General features: G+C 70.1%; 17 protein-coding genes. 8 read left to right on the top strand and 9 right to left on the bottom strand.

The annotated features are described in order from the left end of the window. Nucleotides 1-16: 16 nt before the first annotated feature. Nucleotides 17-1,654: a BCCT family transporter gene (locus ACMXN5_RS24455; RefSeq protein ID WP_439676998.1), complete on the top strand. Its 1,638-nt coding sequence runs from the start codon at nucleotides 17-19 to the stop codon at nucleotides 1,652-1,654. Nucleotides 1,655-1,852: 198 nt separating this feature from the next. Here the strand turns inward: ACMXN5_RS24455 and ACMXN5_RS24460 are convergent, their stop codons facing one another. Then, nucleotides 1,853-2,353 carry an AMIN-like domain-containing (lipo)protein gene (locus tag ACMXN5_RS24460; protein ID WP_439676999.1) on the bottom strand — a complete coding sequence of 167 codons (501 nt, stop codon included), beginning with the start codon at nucleotides 2,351-2,353 and terminating at the stop codon, nucleotides 1,853-1,855. 193 nt (nucleotides 2,354-2,546) lie between these two features. On the opposite strand from ACMXN5_RS24460, the gene ACMXN5_RS24465 reads away from it, so the two are divergent. Continuing rightward, complete coding sequence (locus ACMXN5_RS24465; protein ID WP_439677000.1) at nucleotides 2,547-2,933, top strand: peptidase inhibitor family I36 protein; 387 nt, start codon at nucleotides 2,547-2,549, stop codon at nucleotides 2,931-2,933. A 184-nt stretch (nucleotides 2,934-3,117) separates the two neighbouring features. Here the strand turns inward: ACMXN5_RS24465 and ACMXN5_RS24470 are convergent, their stop codons facing one another. After that, nucleotides 3,118-3,282, bottom strand: a complete 165-nt coding sequence (locus ACMXN5_RS24470) for a hypothetical protein (protein ID WP_439677001.1) — start codon at nucleotides 3,280-3,282, stop codon at nucleotides 3,118-3,120. Nucleotides 3,283-3,360: 78 nt separating this feature from the next. Between ACMXN5_RS24470 and ACMXN5_RS24475 the strand changes: the two genes are divergently transcribed. Beyond that, a complete protein-coding gene (locus ACMXN5_RS24475; protein ID WP_439677002.1) occupies nucleotides 3,361-3,768 on the top strand; it encodes a hypothetical protein in 408 nt (135 codons plus the stop codon). A gap of 501 nt (nucleotides 3,769-4,269) precedes the next feature. Here the strand turns inward: ACMXN5_RS24475 and ACMXN5_RS24480 are convergent. Next, nucleotides 4,270-4,791, bottom strand: coding sequence for a hypothetical protein (locus ACMXN5_RS24480; protein WP_439677003.1), 522 nt, complete (start codon nucleotides 4,789-4,791; stop codon nucleotides 4,270-4,272). A 69-nt stretch (nucleotides 4,792-4,860) separates the two neighbouring features. Between ACMXN5_RS24480 and ACMXN5_RS24485 the strand changes: the two genes are divergently transcribed. Continuing rightward, nucleotides 4,861-5,400 carry a hypothetical protein gene (locus ACMXN5_RS24485; RefSeq protein ID WP_439677004.1) on the top strand — a complete coding sequence of 180 codons (540 nt, stop codon included), beginning with the start codon at nucleotides 4,861-4,863 and terminating at the stop codon, nucleotides 5,398-5,400. On the opposite strand, the gene ACMXN5_RS24490 is transcribed toward ACMXN5_RS24485, so the two are convergent. Together ACMXN5_RS24490 and ACMXN5_RS24495 are read right to left on the bottom strand one after the other, a co-directional pair. After that, on the bottom strand, nucleotides 5,362-6,924 hold the full coding sequence (locus ACMXN5_RS24490) for an MDR family MFS transporter (protein WP_395791143.1): 1,563 nt from the start codon (nucleotides 6,922-6,924) through the stop codon (nucleotides 5,362-5,364). The two genes, ACMXN5_RS24485 and ACMXN5_RS24490, sit on opposite strands and share 39 nt — an antisense overlap. Before the next feature lie 83 nt (nucleotides 6,925-7,007). Then, nucleotides 7,008-7,502, bottom strand: coding sequence for a hypothetical protein (locus tag ACMXN5_RS24495; RefSeq protein ID WP_380042770.1), 495 nt, complete (start codon nucleotides 7,500-7,502; stop codon nucleotides 7,008-7,010). A gap of 242 nt (nucleotides 7,503-7,744) precedes the next feature. Here ACMXN5_RS24495 and ACMXN5_RS24500 point away from each other — a divergent pair, with 242 nt between their 5' ends. From ACMXN5_RS24500 to ACMXN5_RS24510, 3 genes are all read left to right on the top strand, one after another. Continuing rightward, on the top strand, nucleotides 7,745-8,167 hold the full coding sequence (locus ACMXN5_RS24500) for an ATP-binding protein (RefSeq protein WP_078974902.1): 423 nt from the start codon (nucleotides 7,745-7,747) through the stop codon (nucleotides 8,165-8,167). Between the two features lie 764 nt (nucleotides 8,168-8,931). Beyond that, complete coding sequence (locus ACMXN5_RS24505; protein WP_439677005.1) at nucleotides 8,932-10,869, top strand: IucA/IucC family protein; 1,938 nt, start codon at nucleotides 8,932-8,934, stop codon at nucleotides 10,867-10,869. A gap of 34 nt (nucleotides 10,870-10,903) precedes the next feature. Continuing rightward, entirely contained in the window at nucleotides 10,904-11,848 is a 945-nt protein-coding gene (locus tag ACMXN5_RS24510) for a hypothetical protein (protein ID WP_439677006.1), read from the top strand. A gap of 141 nt (nucleotides 11,849-11,989) precedes the next feature. Here ACMXN5_RS24510 and ACMXN5_RS24515 read toward each other — a convergent pair whose 3' ends face one another. Beyond that, entirely contained in the window at nucleotides 11,990-13,195 is a 1,206-nt protein-coding gene (locus ACMXN5_RS24515; protein WP_439677007.1) for a DUF4073 domain-containing protein, read from the bottom strand. A gap of 325 nt (nucleotides 13,196-13,520) precedes the next feature. On the opposite strand from ACMXN5_RS24515, the gene ACMXN5_RS24520 reads away from it, so the two are divergent. Further along, a complete protein-coding gene (locus ACMXN5_RS24520; protein ID WP_439677008.1) occupies nucleotides 13,521-14,321 on the top strand; it encodes a hypothetical protein in 801 nt (266 codons plus the stop codon). Between the two features lie 38 nt (nucleotides 14,322-14,359). On the opposite strand, the gene ACMXN5_RS24525 is transcribed toward ACMXN5_RS24520, so the two are convergent. The 3 genes from ACMXN5_RS24525 to ACMXN5_RS24535 all read right to left on the bottom strand — a co-directional run bounded on the left by ACMXN5_RS24525 (nucleotide 14,360) and on the right by ACMXN5_RS24535 (nucleotide 17,829). After that, nucleotides 14,360-14,914 (bottom strand): methylated-DNA--[protein]-cysteine S-methyltransferase, encoded by a 555-nt coding sequence (locus ACMXN5_RS24525; protein WP_379996313.1) that lies wholly within the window; start codon nucleotides 14,912-14,914, stop codon nucleotides 14,360-14,362. After that, on the bottom strand, nucleotides 14,911-16,371 hold the full coding sequence (locus ACMXN5_RS24530; RefSeq protein ID WP_439678071.1) for an AlkA N-terminal domain-containing protein: 1,461 nt from the start codon (nucleotides 16,369-16,371) through the stop codon (nucleotides 14,911-14,913). The genes ACMXN5_RS24525 and ACMXN5_RS24530 overlap by 4 nt, the downstream gene beginning before the upstream one ends. Before the next feature lie 87 nt (nucleotides 16,372-16,458). Beyond that, nucleotides 16,459-17,829, bottom strand: coding sequence for a DUF2252 domain-containing protein (locus ACMXN5_RS24535; protein WP_439677009.1), 1,371 nt, complete (start codon nucleotides 17,827-17,829; stop codon nucleotides 16,459-16,461). Between the last annotated feature and the right edge of the window lie 5 nt (nucleotides 17,830-17,834).

Here is a 17,834-nt window from a genome sequence, read left to right on the forward strand (position 1 = left end):
CGAAAAGGATGACTCAGTGAGCGGATCGAGCCGGGACGCCGCAGCCGCGCCTCGCGTGGACCCGGTCGTCGCGGGCATCGGCTTCGCCGCTGTTCTCGCCGTCGTCCTCTGGGGCGTCTTCGCGAAGGGTTCGCTCGATACGGCGGCATCGACCGGCCTCGACTGGACGATCCGCAATTTCGGTTGGTTGTTCGTCGTCGCCGCCGACCTCTTCCTGGTGCTCGCGGTGTTCATCGCCTTGTCGAAGTACGGCCGGATCCGCCTGGGCCGAGACGACGACGAACCGGAGTTCGGCACGGGAGCCTGGGTCGCGATGATGTTCAGCGCGGGCATGGGCATCGGGCTGATGTTCTACGCGGTGGCCGAGCCCATCCAGCACTTCACCACGCCGCCACCGGCCTCGGGAGCGGTCCCGGAGACCCCGGGCGCGGCCGGGGCGGCGCTCGAATGGACGTTGTTCCACTGGACGTTGCACCCATGGGCCATCTACGCGATCGCCGGCCTCTCCCTCGCGTACGCGACCTTCCGGCGCGGTCGGGGAAATCGGGTCAGCGCGGCATTCGTACCGCTCCTGGGTCGGCATGCCGACGGTGCGGCGGGCCGGGCGATCGACCTGCTCGCCATCTTTGCGACCGTGTTCGGCTCGGCCACGAGCCTCGGTCTCGGTGCCCTCCAGGTGGGCAAGGGCCTCGACCTCACCACCGACATCGAGGACACCTCCACACTGCACGTGGTGATCATCGTGGCCCTGACTGCCGCGTTCGTGGTGTCCGCGTTCAGTGGGATCCATCGCGGCGTCAAGTGGCTCAGTACCGCGAACGTGCTGCTCGCGCTGATGCTCATGTTGTTCGTCTTCGTGGTCGGCCCGACGGTGTACGTCCTCGGCGTGTTGCCGGCCTCGGTCGGCAGCTACCTCAACGACCTGCTGACCACGGCGACCCGCACCGGAACCTTCGGCGGCGACGCGTGGATGGCCTCCTGGACGATTTTCTACTGGGCATGGTGGCTTTCCTGGGCCCCCTTCGTGGGGACCTTCATCGCACGCATCTCGCGCGGCCGGACCGTCCGCCAGTTCGTGATCGGCGTACTGCTCGTACCCAGCGGGGCGAGCACCGTCTGGTTCGCGGTGATGGGCGGGACCGCGCTGCGGATGCAACAGACCGGCACGGCCGACCTGGTGGCCAAGGTCGCCGAGGGGCCCGAATCGGGGCTGTTCGCGATGCTGGACGCACTGCCCCTGTACGGCGTCACCGCGACCGTGACGATGGTCCTGGTCGCGCTGTACTTCGTTACCGGGGCCGACTCGGCGTCGCTGGTGCTCGGTTCGCTGACCAGCCGGGGCTCGCTCAGGCCGGGCCGCCTGCTGGTGGTCGTATGGGGCACCCTGATCGGCGCGGTCGCGGCCGTACTCCTGGTCGCGGGCGGGCTCAAGTCTCTCCAGCAGGCGACCATTCTGGTCGCGTTGCCGTTCGTGTTGGTGATGATGGCGTTGTGTGTCGCGCTGTTGAAGGACCTGAACAGCGATCCGATGGTCGCCGCGGGTCCGCGGCGGATGCGGGCGCGCGGTCTGTCGGACGCGGTACGCACGGCGGTGGGCGCCGAAGACGACGGTGTCGAGGCCGAGGCATTCCATCGACACCACGGCGGGATCTGAGCGGGCCGATCCGACTTGAGGGCGGGGCCGTGGCGGACACGCGGGCACCGTCCGCCGAGACGTGGATCCGCTCGCGGTCGATTCGCCGCTGGTGCCGACCGCCGCCGAACCGGCGGCGGTCGAACGGCGGATGACCACGTGGTCGGGGGTCGGTCGCGGCGACCGAGCGGCCGACCCCCGATCGGCGCCGGAAGTCGATCAGCGCTGGACGTCGATCACGATGCGGCTCGGGTTGGTCAGAACGGACGTGACCACCTGGTGCACATTGCTCTTGTAGCCGATGCCGACCTTAAGCTTGCCTTCGAAGTCGCAGGTGATCGCATATCCGGTGAGCGAGGGCAGGTTGGTCGTCACCTGGCGCGGGCCCGTATAGGTGGGGTTGCCGTTGTCGTCGTGGGCGGCGCTCGCGATGTCCAACTCGAGGTACTCGGCGCTGTTGGGGAAGCTGATCGGCTTCCCGCTCGCGCACTGGTAGAGCTCGCTGCTCGTGGTGCTCCCGTAGGCGGGCACGCCGGCGGAGAAATCGAGGACCACGCGGTCGTAGGTGGAGTGTTCCCCGGCGCGGATGTTGGTGAGGTAGGTGGCGCCGGCGGCCTGCGCCGTTCCGGACAACACGGTCGTCGCGGCGATGCCGACGACGGCGGCGACACCGAGCGCGGAGCGGACGAGATGGCGACGAGGGACGGACACAACAGCCATGACAGCCTCCCAGTAAAGCCGATACCTACACTGACGAAACGTTTCGCACCTCGGTTCCCGGACGCGGGATATTGATCTTCAGTGCACTCTTTAGAGCTAATTCACCGCCATTCGCGTGCGTTCTCCCCCTCCACGAGCGACCGTGGAAGCACGTCGGAACCGGGGCACGGATTCGACGAACGGGGAACATCCCATGAACCGCATGCGACGCCGTTTTGTTTGCGCGCTGGCCTTGACCACGAGCCTGTTGACCGCTGCGGGAGCGCCCGGCGCATCCGCCGACACCGCCGCCGCGTCCGCGTGTGCGCCCGGGCAGGTGTGCTTCTGGCCCTCTCCGGGCTTTGCGGGCGCACCGATGGCCAGTTTCGAGTTGGCCGACTCCAACGTGGAGCAGTGCGTCTCCCTCCCCGAGGGGGTCGATGCGCTGTCCTTCGCGAACCGCATGGATCGCTACGTGACGATGTATCAGAGCCGGGAATGCGCCACGGAAGGCGACTTCAGCACCTATCCGGGTGAGGGCGTCTTCGTCCCCGATGTGCCTTTCACGGTACGGGCGTTCGAGATCTGGGAGAAGCCGTGAGCGCGGTCGGGACCGCCGGTCACCCCCGGCTGCCCGAGTAGCTCGAGAAGTCGAAGGACGCGGCGATCCGATCGACCGTCGCGTCCAACCTCGGCGGCATTGCGAAGGTCTCGATCGAGAGCTTCGTGACCGGCAACCACCACACACGTGGGTGATAGGCGGAGCCGTTGTCGCAACCGGCCGTTCAGCGCCGGTAGTCGGCGGACTTGCCCCAGACCGGGCGCAGACCTCGTTCCGCGATCGTCGAGGACGTGATCCACGCGCTGCCGTGAGGGATGGTGCCCCGGCGCCACCCGTCGCCCTGCCAGACCCACCCGGAGCCGGATTCGAGGTCCAGCGCCGCCCCCATTCGTCACCGGGCGGGTCCGGCAGGCGGATCTCCATACCGTCCACCGCGCACCCGTCGTTCGGGCGACCCAGAAGCGCGGTGGGCGGCAACACGCACACCACGTTCGGGCTGTCCACGCCCTGCTCGACGGTCCAGCCCGCAGGCACGGCGAAGGTGATGCGCTGGAGGCTGTGCCGCGTCTCACCGCCGGAATTCGGCGGGGCCGCCGCGGCGCGGGTCCCGGCGGTCGTGGGCACGGTCGCGGCGATGGGGGCGGTACCGCCGGGGGTGCCGCCGCCCGATGACACGCGCCCTCCGGCGGAGGGCCGGGTCGAGGGGGTGTCCGTGGCCGGCGGGTCGGTCCGATGGGTGGCGGGGGAGTCGTCGTGGACAAGCCCGGGCACGGTTACCGCCGTGCCTGCGGCCGGCTGGCAGGCCACGACGGCGGCCGCGATCGGACCCGCGCGACCACGCCTGCGGGGTTCGGCGCAGGGTGAGGACGCGTAGGTCGATACGTGGCTCGGCGGTGGTGCGGGGACGGCCGTGTCGTGCGGCGGGTGCGCGGGCAGCGAGTGGGTGGCCGCCCGGCGCGAGTCGGCGGGGGAGCGGGATGGGGCGGGGCGGCAGCGGGCGGGGGAGCCGGCGTGGGCGGGCCGGACGGCGCGGGGGCGGGCAAGGAGCCGGCGGGGGTCGGTGGGCGGGAAGCATCGTGGTGACGGCTTCGGGGAGCCATGTGTCCGGGGCCGAGTGCGCGTCCACGCCGAGTGCTTGGAGGTAGGTCAGTACCTGTGGGGCGGGTGGGTGGTCCTCGGGATCCTTGGCCAGATACGACTGGATCAGACCCCATAGACCCGCCCCATACCGCCGGTGCCGAGTCGGCCATGATCGCGTAGGCCCGATCCGCGTCGCATCGCCGGCCTGGAGTTCGCGCATCGTTTCCCCTGAGTCGATGGGCGTCCCTGCCTCCGCGACGTCGACCCCCGGTCGACCCCTGCCCGGCGACCGCCGTCAGCGCGGCACGTGTGTTACGAGGTCGAGCAGATCCTGCCAGCGCATGACCGCCTGCGGGTCCTGAATGCGCAACGCGACGGCGGCGCGGGTGAGATGCTCCCGGGCCCGGCCGGGTGCGGACAGGGGATCGTCGGCATACCCGGATTCGGCGTTGGATGCCGACTCCCGCTCTTCGGGGGCGGGTTCGGCGGTGTCCCACGCGGCGCGGAACACGGCCGCGATGGTGTCGGGCTCCAACCGACCATCGTTCCGCAAGGATTCGCCGACTCGCCGAAACGCGGCGAGGAACGCGGCGGCCGACGGCTCCGGAGTCGCCGACAGCGCCTGGATCAGGTCTGCGGCGTCGGCCGGCGCGGGGCAGGTCGGGACGCGTGGCCCGGCCACCCAGTACACCTGCTTGTGCGGAATTCCGGACTCGATCACCAACCGCCCGGCGATCGCGCCGACCCGGTCGGCGTAACCCCGGATCCGGAAACGTGCGCCATTGTCGTCCTGGCGCCACAGCTCCCACTCGTTCATACGACACAGTGTCCCTCGTTCGAGTGATCGCAGGGCGCGGCAACGCGACCCTCCGCTCCAATACATCGCATGACGACGATGACTGTGACGGCCGCCGAGCAGACTCGGGACACCGACCGACTGCCCTCGCCGCATCCCGAGTTGGAGGCCGCGGTCGACGCGGCGCTCGAACGGTTGATGCGCGCCGGATCCTCGTGCTCCACGTCCCCGCCGCCGCGCCGTAGCGCCTTCGAGGCCCGTGCGACCACCGAGCCGGAGGCGTGGGCGCGTTGGTGGCTCCGGTTCGAACCGGCGCGGGAGCGGCACGACCTACCGGCCATACGCGGCATGATCCTGGGCCTGATGGCCGGCTACGGCCTGTCCCGGCTGATCGAGGGAGTGCCCGAACGCAGCCTCACCCGACGCGTGTGCGACGTGGTGGCGGTGCTGCATCGACTGAGCGGGCGGGGCCGGCACGACCTGGTCCCGGACCTGGCCGGACTCGCGTTGCGCCGGCTGGAGACCGACGAGGCGCTCGCCGCCAACCCCAACCACTGGGCCTGGGACGCGGCGGAGGACCTGCGCGATCTGTCAGCCGGCCTCGGAGAGCTTGCGCTCGGTGTCCGCTGACGCGGCCGTCAGACGCTTCGGTCCTCGGCGCAGCGGGATCTCCCGCAGCAGCAGTGCGAGTACGAAGCCGAGCACCGCGATCGGGATCGCGGCCAGGAATACCGCGTCCAGAGCGTCCGCGAACCCGGTCAGTGTCGCCTCCCGTTGCCCCGCCGGCAACGCGTCGATCGCCTGCCGCGTCACGCCCATGCCGCTCTCGCCGGCCCCACCCGCGACGGCGCCGTCGGCGAGCCCGTGCGCGAACACCGCTCCGAGCACGGCCGCGCCCAGGGCCGAACCGATCGAGCGCGCGAACGAGTTGAGGCCGGTGGCCACGCCGATGTCGGCCTGGTCGACCGAGTTCTGCACCGCGAGTGTGGTGACCGGTCCGATCGTGCCGAGGCCGAATCCCAGCACCATCAGTCCGATCAGCAGATGCCGGTACGGGCTGTCGGTGCCGAGCAGTGACAACACCGCGAGCCCGGCCGCGGCGAGCAGGGTGCCGATCAGGGGAAAACGCTTGTACTTGCCGATCCGCGAGATCAACCGACCCGTCAGTGTCGAACAGACCATCATCGAGAGCATCATCGGTGCGAGCAGCAGCCCCGACTCGGTCGGCCCGTGACCGCGCACGATCTGCTGGTAGATCGGCAGGAAGGTGCTCATCCCGATGGTCAGGCACCCGGTGACCATGGTCAGGGGGCACGCGACGCGCACGATCGTATTGCGCGAGAGCAGCCGCAGGGGGATCAACGGATCGGCCGCGCGCCGCTCGACCAGGACGAACGCCGCGAGCATGGCGACCGCCGTGCCGGCCAGGGCCAGGCTCGGTGCGGAGATCCAGGCGTACTGCGTTCCGCCCCAGCTGGTGAACAGGATCAGTGCGCTGGTCCCGCAGGTGAGCAGAGCGAGCCCGCAACGGTCGAACGGACGCTTGGTATACGCCTTGCGCGGCAGCCTGAGCACCACCGACGTGACCATCAGAGCCACCGCGCCCAGTGGGATGTTCACATAGAACACCCACCGCCACGACAGTGCCTCGGTGAAGAAGCCGCCGATCAGGGGCCCACACACGGTCGAGAACGCGACCGTGGACGCGATGAACCCCTGGTAGCGACCGCGCTCCGCAGGTGGCACCAGATCGCCGATGATGGCCTGCGCGTTGCTCATGAGCCCGCCGGCGCCGAGCCCCTGGATCACCCGGAAGGCGATCAGGGTCCCCATCGACTGGGCGATTCCGCACAACATCGAGCCCGCGAGGAAGACCACGATGGCGAACTGGAAGAGCCGCTTGCGGCCGTGTACGTCACCGAGCTTGCCGTACAGCGGAATCGAGACGGCGGTGGCAAGGGTGTACGCGGTGGTCACCCACGCCAGATGTTCGAGCCCGCCGAGGTCGGCGACTATCGTCGGCATCGCCGTCGAAACGATGGTCGCGTCGAGCGATGCCAGCATGACGCCGAGCATCAACCCGCAAAAGACCAGCAAGATCTGGCGATGCGTCAGAGTGGGTGGGGCGGCGGTACCCGCCCCCGAATCCTTCACATCGCTAAAAGCTAGGCTGGGTAATGAACCATGTCAATGATCATCCCCGGCCCGGGCCCGCGATGTGCCTCGATGCGGCCCGCCTACGCGGCACCGCTGCGCAGCAGCGCCACCACCCCGTCGACGCCCTCGCTGCGCAGTCGCTCCACCACGCGTACGCCCTCGAGGCGGGTCTTCATGTCCTGCGGGGTCAGGCCTCGCTCCAGGCACGCGGCCGCGAGCTTGTACTCGGTGGGCAGGATGCCGGCGGTCAGCCAGGCCAACACCTGGGCCGCCGTCAGGTCCAGCTGGGTCCAACTCGTCGCCATCGCGTGGCGTTGCTCGGGGGTGGTCCGGGGGTCGATCTGCTTGATCACCCGACCGATGTCGAGTACGCGCGTAGCGTCCCGATTGGGAGCCGCGGTGGGCGCCGGCGCCGGGATGACCGCGCGCGGCACCGACTGCGCCTGACGGCGCTGCTGCGGCGGCTGGTGTTGTCGATTGGACCGGGTCGGCGTTTCCGAACTGCGCCGACGAGGCCGCCGACCGTCGAGGAGATTGGCCAGCATGGCCTGTTCGACGGCATCGAGATCTTCCACCACAGGTAGTCACCCTTCTGGAATCCGCACCGTGCACAATCCGGTCATTCGCGAAGGAATGCCGTTGTTCGGCGCTCACAATCACACGCCGGGAGGGACGTGGACTGCGATGGTCTTGCCCATGTCGACCTTCGCTCACACACGCGACCGATCATCGAATCGTAGCGATATGACGAATCGTCAACCGTGCGCCCGCAAGCGCGCCGGTCAGTACGCTGAGGCGCGGTGCCGAAAGGGGTGACATGGGAACGGGATACGAGCGATCCTGCTGGTTCACCCTGCCCGCCCAACCCGCCTCCGTCGCACAGGCCCGGCGTGCCCTCGCCGACCATCTGACCTACTGGGGACTGCCCTACGGGCACGACCTGGGCTACGCCCTCAAGTTGGTCGCCTCCGAACTGATCACCAACTCCGTCGAACACGCGGCCGTACTGTCGCCGGAGGTCTCGGTGACGTGCACCGTGCACGACGGCTGGCTGTGGCTGGGTGTTCGCGACCGCCATCCCTACCGTCCGGTCGCCCTGTTGGAAACGGTCGACGACACGTCGGGCCGCGGCCTGCTGATCGTCCGCAATATCGTCACCGAACTCGCCGGTCAGATTCACATCGAGGCCCACCCGGACGGCAAGACGCTGTGGGTGATTCTGCCGTGGCCGGTCGCCTGATTCCCTCCCCGCGGGTGCGGGCGCACCGCGTTCACGGAGGCCGCGTGCGGTCGAACTCGTCGTAAGGGCGCGTGAGATCGGCAGAGTCGGACGGTGACGGACACCCCCTGCGGGTGCGGGCTCCCGCGCGGACGCGCGGAATGGATCGGGAGATTCCCTTCGCATGCGACCCTCGGCGCCTGCGGGACAAGGGCGTTCGTATCGTAACCGCATGGCGGCGATGCGTGATGGTGATCGGCGGATCACGCGATCGTCGCAGGGATATCCTCCACAAGTGCCCCGAGCCGTCCCGAAGTGGTGCAAGCTCCTTGTGGAAGTGAGTGGTGCGCCACGTGGCTTCCCCTCGTCCGTCCCGATCGCCACGCCGGCGGATGGGCGGATCCGCCCCAGGCCCACCGGCATGTTCACGGGCCGGCGCGGGCGGACGGAAACCGGCTCGGAGCCGCCTGTTCCGGCCGTTGACGTCGCTCTTACCGGGAGGTTCGTATCGTGCGGAGGAGTCCTCCGGACCGCTCGGTGACGACGTTTCGGGTGGCAGTTCGCATCCGCCGTCGATGCCGTGCCCGCCGGAGTCGCGGATCATGACGAGGGGTCGCCATCGCGCAAAGCCCGCACACGCAGCCCCGTTGCGGGACATGATTCTGATAACCGACGGATTGCCGTACGGTGAACGTCCCTCGGAGCGGTGGCGAATGGACCGCGTCCACGATCCGAACCGTAGTCCGACCCACGGCCGTGCAGACCAGGGGAGGTACGTACCGCACATGTCGACATCCGCGGAGGCGCTTCCGGAGCCGGCGCGACCGGGCAGCCCTCGAAAGCCCATCCCGGGGCCCGCCGGCGACGAACCCTCGCCGGCGCGTGACCATCCGGCCCACGTCGAACCCGAACACCCGCGCACCGGCGCGGTACTCGGCGCCGCGCGGCACTCCGGCCCCGGTGACCGGGTCTCGACCGATTCGCTGCTCGATCCGCTGCTCGATCCGCTGCTCGATCCCGTGCCGGGGCGCGCCGCCGATCACGCGGCCATCGAAAATCTGCTGCGCTGCCGCATCCGCGAGAGCGGAACGGTGGTACCGGCGGACGGCCCGTTACGGCTTCCGTTGCCCGCGACCGCCAGCACCGTCGTCGCGCCGATCCTTTATCGATCCGAGACCGGCATGCACCGATTCGGACCGGTCCGACTGAGCAGCGGCGTCGCACTGGACGCCACCACGCTCGCGGTCCTGCTCGCGATCGAGGCCGCGCACGGTCGCGTCGGCTCGATCACCGCCATCGCCGACATGACGGATCGGGTCATCGACTCGACCCGGCGGATCGCACACCACCTCTCCGAGCGTCGCAAGTCGCCCGAGGACGTTGCCGGGAACACACCGTTCCTGAGCACCGAGCAGTCGATCGTGCTCGGTCACCCGATGCACCCCTCGCCGGCATCCCGGCAGGGCATGTACGGACCCTCCTCGCCGCGCTACTCGCCGGAACTCCGCGGCTCCTTCCCGTTGCACTGGTTCGCCGTCGACCCCTCGGTCGCGGTTCACGACGGCGACCTGGGGCGGCCTGTGCCGGTCGTCCTCGCCGGCCTCGCCGAGGGCGACGTGAACCTGCCTCCGGGCATGGTCGCGTTGCCGGCGCACCCGTGGCAGGCCCGGGACGTGCTCGCCCGCCCGGGCGTCGCGGCCCTCCTGGATCGCGGCCTGCTGCGCGACCTGGGACCCGGCGGTCCCGCCTGGTCGGCGACATCCTCGCTGCGCACGGTCTACCGCTCCGGCGCGCCCGTGATGCTCAAGACCTCGCTCGGTGTCGAGATCACCAACTCCCGGCGCGAGAACCACCGCAGTGAACTGCGCCGCGGTCTCGCGGTGCACCGGATGCTCGATGCCGGCCTCAAACGGGTCATGCATTCCGCCCATCCCGGCTTCGACGTGCTGCGCGACCTGGGCTGGATCGCCGTCGACATCCCGGGCGGGCGTGGCGAGTCGGGGCTCGAACTCGTTGTGCGGGACAACCCGTTCGGCGCCCGCGATCGGGTGCACTGCATCGCGGGCCTGTCCGCTCCGCGCCCGGATCTGGCGCGGAGCAGGTCGATGCTCGCCGATGTGCTGTACACGCTCGCCGCGCGCACCGCGACACCGCTGCGGGAGACCGCGGAGTCGTGGTTTCGGCGCTATCTGGACGTGTTGGTCGCGCCGATCCTGTGGCTGCACGGTGAATACGGCCTGGGCTTGGAGGCGCATCAGCAGAACACGATGGTCGTGCTGGACACCGACGGCCGTCCCATCGGCGGTCGCTATCGGGGCAACCAGGGTTACTACTTCTCCGCCGAACGGGGCGCTCGTCTGGCGCGTTGGCTCCCGGGCGCGGGTCGGGATCTGGGCACGTGGTGCCCCGATCATGTGATCGACGAACGGCTCGGCTACTACCTGGCGATCAACAACGTGCTCGGTCTCGTGGGCGCGATGGGTGCGCAAGGACTGGCGGACGAACAGGCGTTGATCGCGATCTTCCGCGACCGACTGGTGCGCACCCGCACCGATCACCCTGCCGGACGCCCGCTGGTGGACCGCCTCCTCGACGGTGCCACACTGCGGTGCAAAGCCAACCTGCTCACCCGCGTCGCGGGTCTCGACGAACTCGAAGTCCCGTTGGAGACCCAGTCCGTCTACGTCGACATCCCCAACCCGATCGCGGACGTACGCGGCTGAGAGGTTCTCGTACCACCACAGAGGAGACGGCACGGTGCGCGCGAACGTCACGGTCCTGGCGCTGCACCGGCACGAAGGCGAACCACTCGAGTACGAGGACGCGGTCTGGATCGGTGACGGCGCCGGCCGGGGGTTTTTGACCCCGGCCGGGCCCGCCTGCAGAAGAGCCCGGGTGGACCGACCCGGCGCCCTGCGGGTCGCGCTCGCGGACGGCGCCGCGGAGAGCCTGCTCGCACGGCGCTGGGCCGAACTCCTGGTCCGCGCCTGCGGGGCGGCGCCCACACCGCTGCTGTGCGGAGGTACGGGCTTCGCGGACGTGTTGGCGCGGGCGGCGGACCGATGGCCCGACCTGACCAGGCGCTACCTGGTCGAGCGGGACCGGCGCGGGATGCCGGTACAGCCCTACGAACTCCGCAAGTTGACCCGTGGGGCACACGCGTCCGCAGTCCTCGCCGCACACCTCGCACCGCACCCGTGGCTGTCGGGACGGGGCCAGTGGGCCGCGGCGGTGCTCGGTGACGCGTACCTCTTCCAGGTCCGTGGGGACCGGCTCTGGCGCGTGTTCCCGACCTCTCGGCGGATGGATGTCGCGACCAGCAACGGCGCGGATCCCGCGGCGGTCGCCCGACGGGTGCGGTGCGCGCGGGGCACCTGGACCGACCGCGACCTGCTGTACGTCGCCAACGACACGGCGGGCGCGTGGTTCCTGCGCACGGCGCTGGCGGGCGGCCGGCCGTGGGAGGAACTGCGGGAACCGGCGGCAAGCGGCCCGTCGGAACTCGCCCGATGGGTGGCCGCGCGCCGGCGGGCGGGTGTGCTCGCCGACGGCGACCTCACCCTCGTGCGGGTCGATCCCACGATCGGGCCGCCTCCGCTGCCGGAGACCTCGACCTCCGACGCGGAGCCGACGCTCGCGGCGGAAGTCCTGCCCGCGCCGCCCGGCTCGACAACGGCCGGACCTCGTGCCGGGCCCCGATAGCGCTCGCGTGCGCTCGACCCGACGCGCAGAGCACGTGGCGCCGCGCCGTCGTCGCGCCGCTGTCCGCGGATTCGGCGGCACGGATGGGGGGTGGGACCGCCCCCGGCACGGTCCCACCCCCATCGACTCGGTCGCAGCCGATCAGCAGGCGCCCTGGTCCTCCCACACGCCCCACGGGCCGGTCGTGCCCGGTGTCTCGCCGCGCGTCCACCACTTGGCGCGCCAGGTGCGGTTGTTCCACACCACGGTGTCGCCGTTGTTGTACGTCATCGACTCCGTCCACGGCTTGGCCGCCGCGCACTTGGTGTGGAGCTGGACGTTCAGCTCCTTGATCCACTGGTTGCGCCGGAAGTCGCGCGCCTTGATCGTCACCCGGTCGTTCGCGACCTCGACCTGAAGCCCGCTGTTCTCCAGCCCGTCCAGCGCGCTCTCGCCGCCGGAGCCGTTGTCGGTCCACTGGGTCTGCACGGCGCCGGTGTTGACGACCGTGAAGCCTTCGAGGTTGCCGGTCCCCGGCACGACCTTGCGCACGGCCCAGTCGGACAGGTTCAGATCCCAGTGCGTGTGGGACGTGAACAGCACGGCGTCCTTGTGGGCGCCCAGGATGTTCATGAGCCGGTCGGCCTGGAGGTAGTCCGACTTGTAGAGCTTGTTGCGCGTGCCCGACACCGTGTCCGGAAGGACGTGGTGCGAGAACACGAACGTGGGCTTGCCCTGCGCCTCCCAGTAGTTCATCCGCTGCTCGAGCCAGGTCAGCTGCTCCTCGCTGAACCACACCTCGTCCCACTTGGACGGATCGCTGTACTTCATGTACTTCTCGGTGCCGAGGAACAACATCGGCACACCGTCGACGACGCGCTCGTAGTAGACCTTGTCGAGGCCGGTGAAGTCATAGAAGTTCTGGAACAGCGACTGCTCGGTCGTGCCGTTCGGCCAGGTCTCCTGGCACAGCTTGTCCGGGTTGCAGTACTTGGGCACGTAGAACTCGTGGTTGCCGATCGTGAAGTACGTGTTCGCCGGGTGCGGGCGCGAGTTCAGGACCTGCTTCACCTGGTCGTACTCGGCCTTGTAGCCGCGCGGTGTGATGTCGCCGTTGACCACGAGCGCGCGGCTGTCGGGGTTGACGACCTTCATCTGGTCGAGCGCCCGGCCGAAGTCCGCCAGGTCGCCCTGTACGTCGCTGACGACGTTGAAGGACACCTTGGCGGGCGCGGCGGGGGCCGCGCTCGCGGGGGCGGCTGCGCGGGGGGTGGGGCGGCTCTCGGCGTACGCGGCGCTCGCGCCCGCGGTGAGGGCGAGTGCGGCGCACACGGCGGCGATGCGCCGGTGCTTGCGGATGTCGGGCATGGCGATCCTCGGGACGGGAGGCAGTGGGGACGTGCCCATCACACCGGTTGGGGCCGGCCGTTCGGCGGCCCTCGATGATCATGAAGATGTCGAGCAGCTGAAGATCATCCGCGAATCCGGCAAAGCGCGCCTCAAGTTGTCCACAAGTGCCCGATTGTCCACAGCTCCCCGTCGCCGGCAGCACACGGCAGGCCGCACGGACCAGGATCCGGGAATGCAAGAGGCCCTACGAGTCCTTCGGGAGCTGGCATGGCAGTACGACGGAGTGGTGACACGGGAGCGAGCGACATCCGCCGGAGTATCCGGACAGGTGTGGCGAAGGCTCGTGAACGCTGGGAAGGTGCGCGAGATCGCGCGCGGCGTGGGGCACGTCGATGCCGATCGATGTGTGCTCTCCTCGCGCGGGTTGTTGCGCGCCGGGCTCGCGGCGTATGGAGAGCGGGCCGTCGCCGTATTGCACAGTGCGGCCCGTATGCACGGGATGCGTGGCGTGCCACACGAGGCATGTGTGCACGTGGCGACGCCCGACACCGCCTCGCGTCGTGGTGGGCCGGGGATCGTGGCGTACCGCCGCCGGCTGCGAACCGACGAGGTCGTGACGGTGGACGGCCTGCCGGTGACGACGCCGGTGCGCACGCTCGCCGACCTCGTTCCGAGGTTGTCGCCCGAGGAAGGTCTCGCGGTGCTCGACTCGGCGCTGCACCTGGGGCTGGTGGAGGAGGCGGACCTCGCGGGGATCGAGCGGGCGTCGGCGGGCCGTCCCGGCGCGGGCCGGGTGCGACCCCTGCTCGCGATCGCGGACGGGCGAGCCGAGAGCCCGTTGGAGTCGCGGGTACGGCTCGACTGCGTGCGCGGCGGGGTCGCGCCGGACGAGTTGCAGCACGAGGTCGCCCTGCCCGGCGGCGGTCGGGCCCGGGTGGACCTCGCGTGGCTCACGGGCTTGCGGCCCGTTTTCGCGGAGGCGGACGGCATGGACGTGCACTCGCGACCCGACGCGCTGTTTCGCGATCGGGCCAGAGCCAACGAACTCGCCCTCGTGGGCGCCCTGGTGCTGCGCTTCACCTGGCACGACACGCTCCGCCGGGGACAGGTGGCCGCGCTCGTGCGGCGAGCGTTCCAGTCGTGAGTCCCGTGCCCGCGGTGGTGTCGTCGAAGGCGGCCTGGCTATCCCGTGACGCGGACGTTCTCCAGGGCCAACAGGCGTTGCTTGCGCGGCAGTCCGCCGGCGTAGCCGGTCAACGTGCCGTTCGCGCCGATCACCCGGTGGCACGGGATGATGATGCTGATCGGGTTGCGACCGTTGGCGAGCCCGACCGCTCGGGAGGCGGTCGGTTGGCCGAGGAACCTCGTCGCCAGGCCGCCGTAGGACATGGTGTGCCCGAACGGGATGGTGGTCAGGGCCGACCAGACCTTGAGCTGGAAGGCCGTGCCGACCGGCGCCAACGGCAGGTCGAACTCGCGCAGTTCGCCGGCGAAGTAAGCGCTCAACTGCGCCTTCGTCTCACCGAACGCACCGGGATCGTGTACCCAGTCCGCTTGTGGCGTCGCGCCCATGAACAGGGCGGTGAGCGAGCGGCCGTCGCCGATCATGAGCAGCTCGCCGACGGGGGAGTCCATCGTCGCGTATCGACGAGGGCCGTCGAGGGGGGTGTTGAACACGGCGGGCGGCACGTTGGGGTCGGGCGCTTCGACGGCCTCGAACAGGGCGTCCTGGTTCATGCGACTTCCTTCACCGAGACGGTGGACGTTGCGGACAGGCTCGCCCACAGGTGGTGCAGTGCGTACGAGCGCCACGGGGACCACGACTGCGCCGCCGAGATCGAGAGGTTCAAGCCCGCGAGCGCGTGCTTGACGCCCAGATCCGTCGGCAGGAACACGTCCGGATCGCCGAGTGCCCGCAGTCGAATGTACGACGCGGTCCAGGGACCAATGCCCGGAAGGGCCAACAAAGCCGCCTCGGCGGCCCGACGATCGACCCCCGGGTCGAGGCGAACGGCGCCGGACGCGAGTGCGCCGTTGAGGGCGAAGAGCGCCTTCTTACGCGCGTTGGGCATCGGCAGATCGGCCGGATCCGCGTCCGCCAGCGCGGCGGCCGTCGGGAAGGCGTGAGTGAGCGTGCCCTGAGGTGCGGGCAGCGGCTTGCCGTACAGGGAGGTCAGCCGACCCGCGATCGTGCGCGCGCCCGCGACCGAGACCTGCTGGCCGAGCACCGCCCGCACGGCGAGTTCGTCGGGGTCCACGTGACCCGGCGATCGCAGCCCGGGCGTGGCCCGCACCAGGGCGGCCAGAGCGCCGTCGGCGAGTTCGGCGTTGCCCAGCGCCTCGTCCACAGCGAGCGGGTCCGCGTCCAGGTCGAGCAGGCGGCGGCAGCGCTGCACGGCGGCGCCCAAGTCGCGCAGATCGGCCAGGACCAGCCGGCACCACACCCAGGAGGGGCCGGGGGAGAGTTCGACCACTCCGGTGCCGTGCGGGAGCGACAGCACCCTGCGGTAGACGCCGTCCACGTACTCCTCGACGCCGGGCACTGCCCGCAGACCCAGGAAGTCCAGCGCGTGTCCGAGCGCGATCGGCTCCCGGTAGGGCAGGCGCAGCCGGATCTCGCCGGGCTCGACGCCTCGCGCGCCGGCGCGTCCGCGCACCTCCGTCGGAGTGCGCCCGAACACTTCGCGCACCGTGTCGTTGAACTGGCGCACGCTCGCGAAGCCGGCCGCGAACGCGACCTGTGCGATCTGGAGATCGGAGGTCTCCAACAGGACCCTGGCCGTCTGCGCTCGCCGGGCCCGGGCCAGCGCGAGGGGACCCGCGCCGACCTCGGCCATCAGCAGGCGGTTCAGTTGGCGGTCGCTGTAGCCGAGGCGGCCCGCCAGGCCGCCCACGCCCTCGCGGTCCACGACGCCGTCCGCGATCAGGCGCATCGCCCGGCCGACCACGTCGGCACGCACGTCCCACTCCGGTGATCCCGGCGAGGTGTCCGGACGGCAGCGCTTGCACGCCCGGAAACCCGCCGCCTGCGCGGCCGCCGCGGAGGGGTAGAACCTCGCGTTCTCCCGCTTCGGCTTGACCGCGGGGCAACTCGGCCGGCAGTAGATGTCGGTGCTCGTGACCGCCATGTAGAACCAGCCGTCGAACCGACTGTCCCGGCTGCTGCACGCTCGGTAGCACTGCTCGTCGTCCATCACGTCGACCAGTGTCACCCGTTCCCGACCCGGGGGCCGGCGGGAATCAGACGCCGGCGTGGCGCCCCTCCGGGCCTCGAGGCGGGACTACAGACCCCGGATCAGACCGTTGCGGAAGAGGTCCACGAAGATCGCGTGGTCGGCTCGGGCACGTGCGCCGTAGGCGTGTGCGAAGTCCACCAGCGACGTGATGAAGCCGTCCTCGTCGCGCTCGATCGCCGTGCGGATGGCGTCCTCGGTCGAGAAGGGTACGAGCGTGTGACCACTCTCCTCGTCTGCGACGGCGTGCATCGTCGCGGTGGCGCGACCCAGGTACTCCACGACCTCCGTGATCGTGTCCACCTCGTTGAGGTCGGACCAGTCCAGGTCGTTCGCGTAGGGCGAGACCTCGGCGACCAGTTGCCCGATCCCGTCGATGTCGGTGTAGCCGAGCCACGGGTCCGCGTGCGCCTGCAGGGCGCGCTGGGAGATGACCGTGCGGTGTCCCTCGTGTTCGAAGTAGGAGCGCACCTCGGGGTCGGTGACGTGATGGCTGACCGAAGGCGTCTGGCCCTGCTTCATATACAGGATCACGTCGTTCTCCAGCGCCTCCGTGTTTCCCTCGATCAGCAGGTTGTACGAGGGCAGGCCGGCGCTGCCTATGCCGACTCCGCGCCGACCTACGACGTCCTTGACGTCGTAGGTGTCCGGCCGCTGCCGAGTCGCGGGGGGCAGCGTGTCGAGGTAGCGGCCGAACGCCTCCAGGACCGTCGCCTTGACGTCGTCCGGCAGCTCGAACGCGCCGCCCGACATGGCGAACCGCCGTTCGTGGTCGGCCACGACCGTCTCCGAGCGCAACAATCCGATGCGGGTCTGCAGGCGGGCCCGGCGCAGGACCTCCAGCAGCGGACCCTCGGTCGTCGCCAGGGTCAGCGCGGAGTCCTGTGGCGTGGTCTTGTCGGTCAGCAGGCGCAGCTGGTCGAGGTAGGCCGCGCCGTAGGCGGCGACCAGGGACGCGATGGTGTCGTCGCTCAGCGCTTTGCCGTGCCCGATCAGCGCGAGGCTGGCGGCGAACCGCTTGACGTCCCAGGTCCAGGGGCCGACGTACGCCTCGTCGAAGTCGTTGACGTTGAACACGAGTTTGCCGTCCGCGTTCATGTACGTGCCGAAGTTCTCGGCGTGCAGGTCGCCGTGGATCCACACCCGCGAGGTGCGCTCGTCGAGGAAGGGATCCTCGCGGCCGTCCAAGTCGGCGTAGAACAGGCAGGCCGTGCCCCGGTAGAACGCGAACGCCGAGGCGGCCATCTTGCGGAACTTCACCCGGAACGCCGCCGGGTCGCCGTCTATCAGCGCGCCGAAGGCGCGGTCGAAGACCTGCAGGATGTGCCCGGCACGCTCCTCGGCGTCCGTCGGGCCGTACTGCGCGTAGCCACCCTCGAACCCCACGCCGCCCAGACCGATACCTATGCCCCCGGTCATCGCGA

The sequence above is a fragment of the Embleya australiensis genome (genome assembly GCF_051903075.1).
In the GTDB taxonomy this organism is placed as follows: domain Bacteria; phylum Actinomycetota; class Actinomycetes; order Streptomycetales; family Streptomycetaceae; genus Embleya.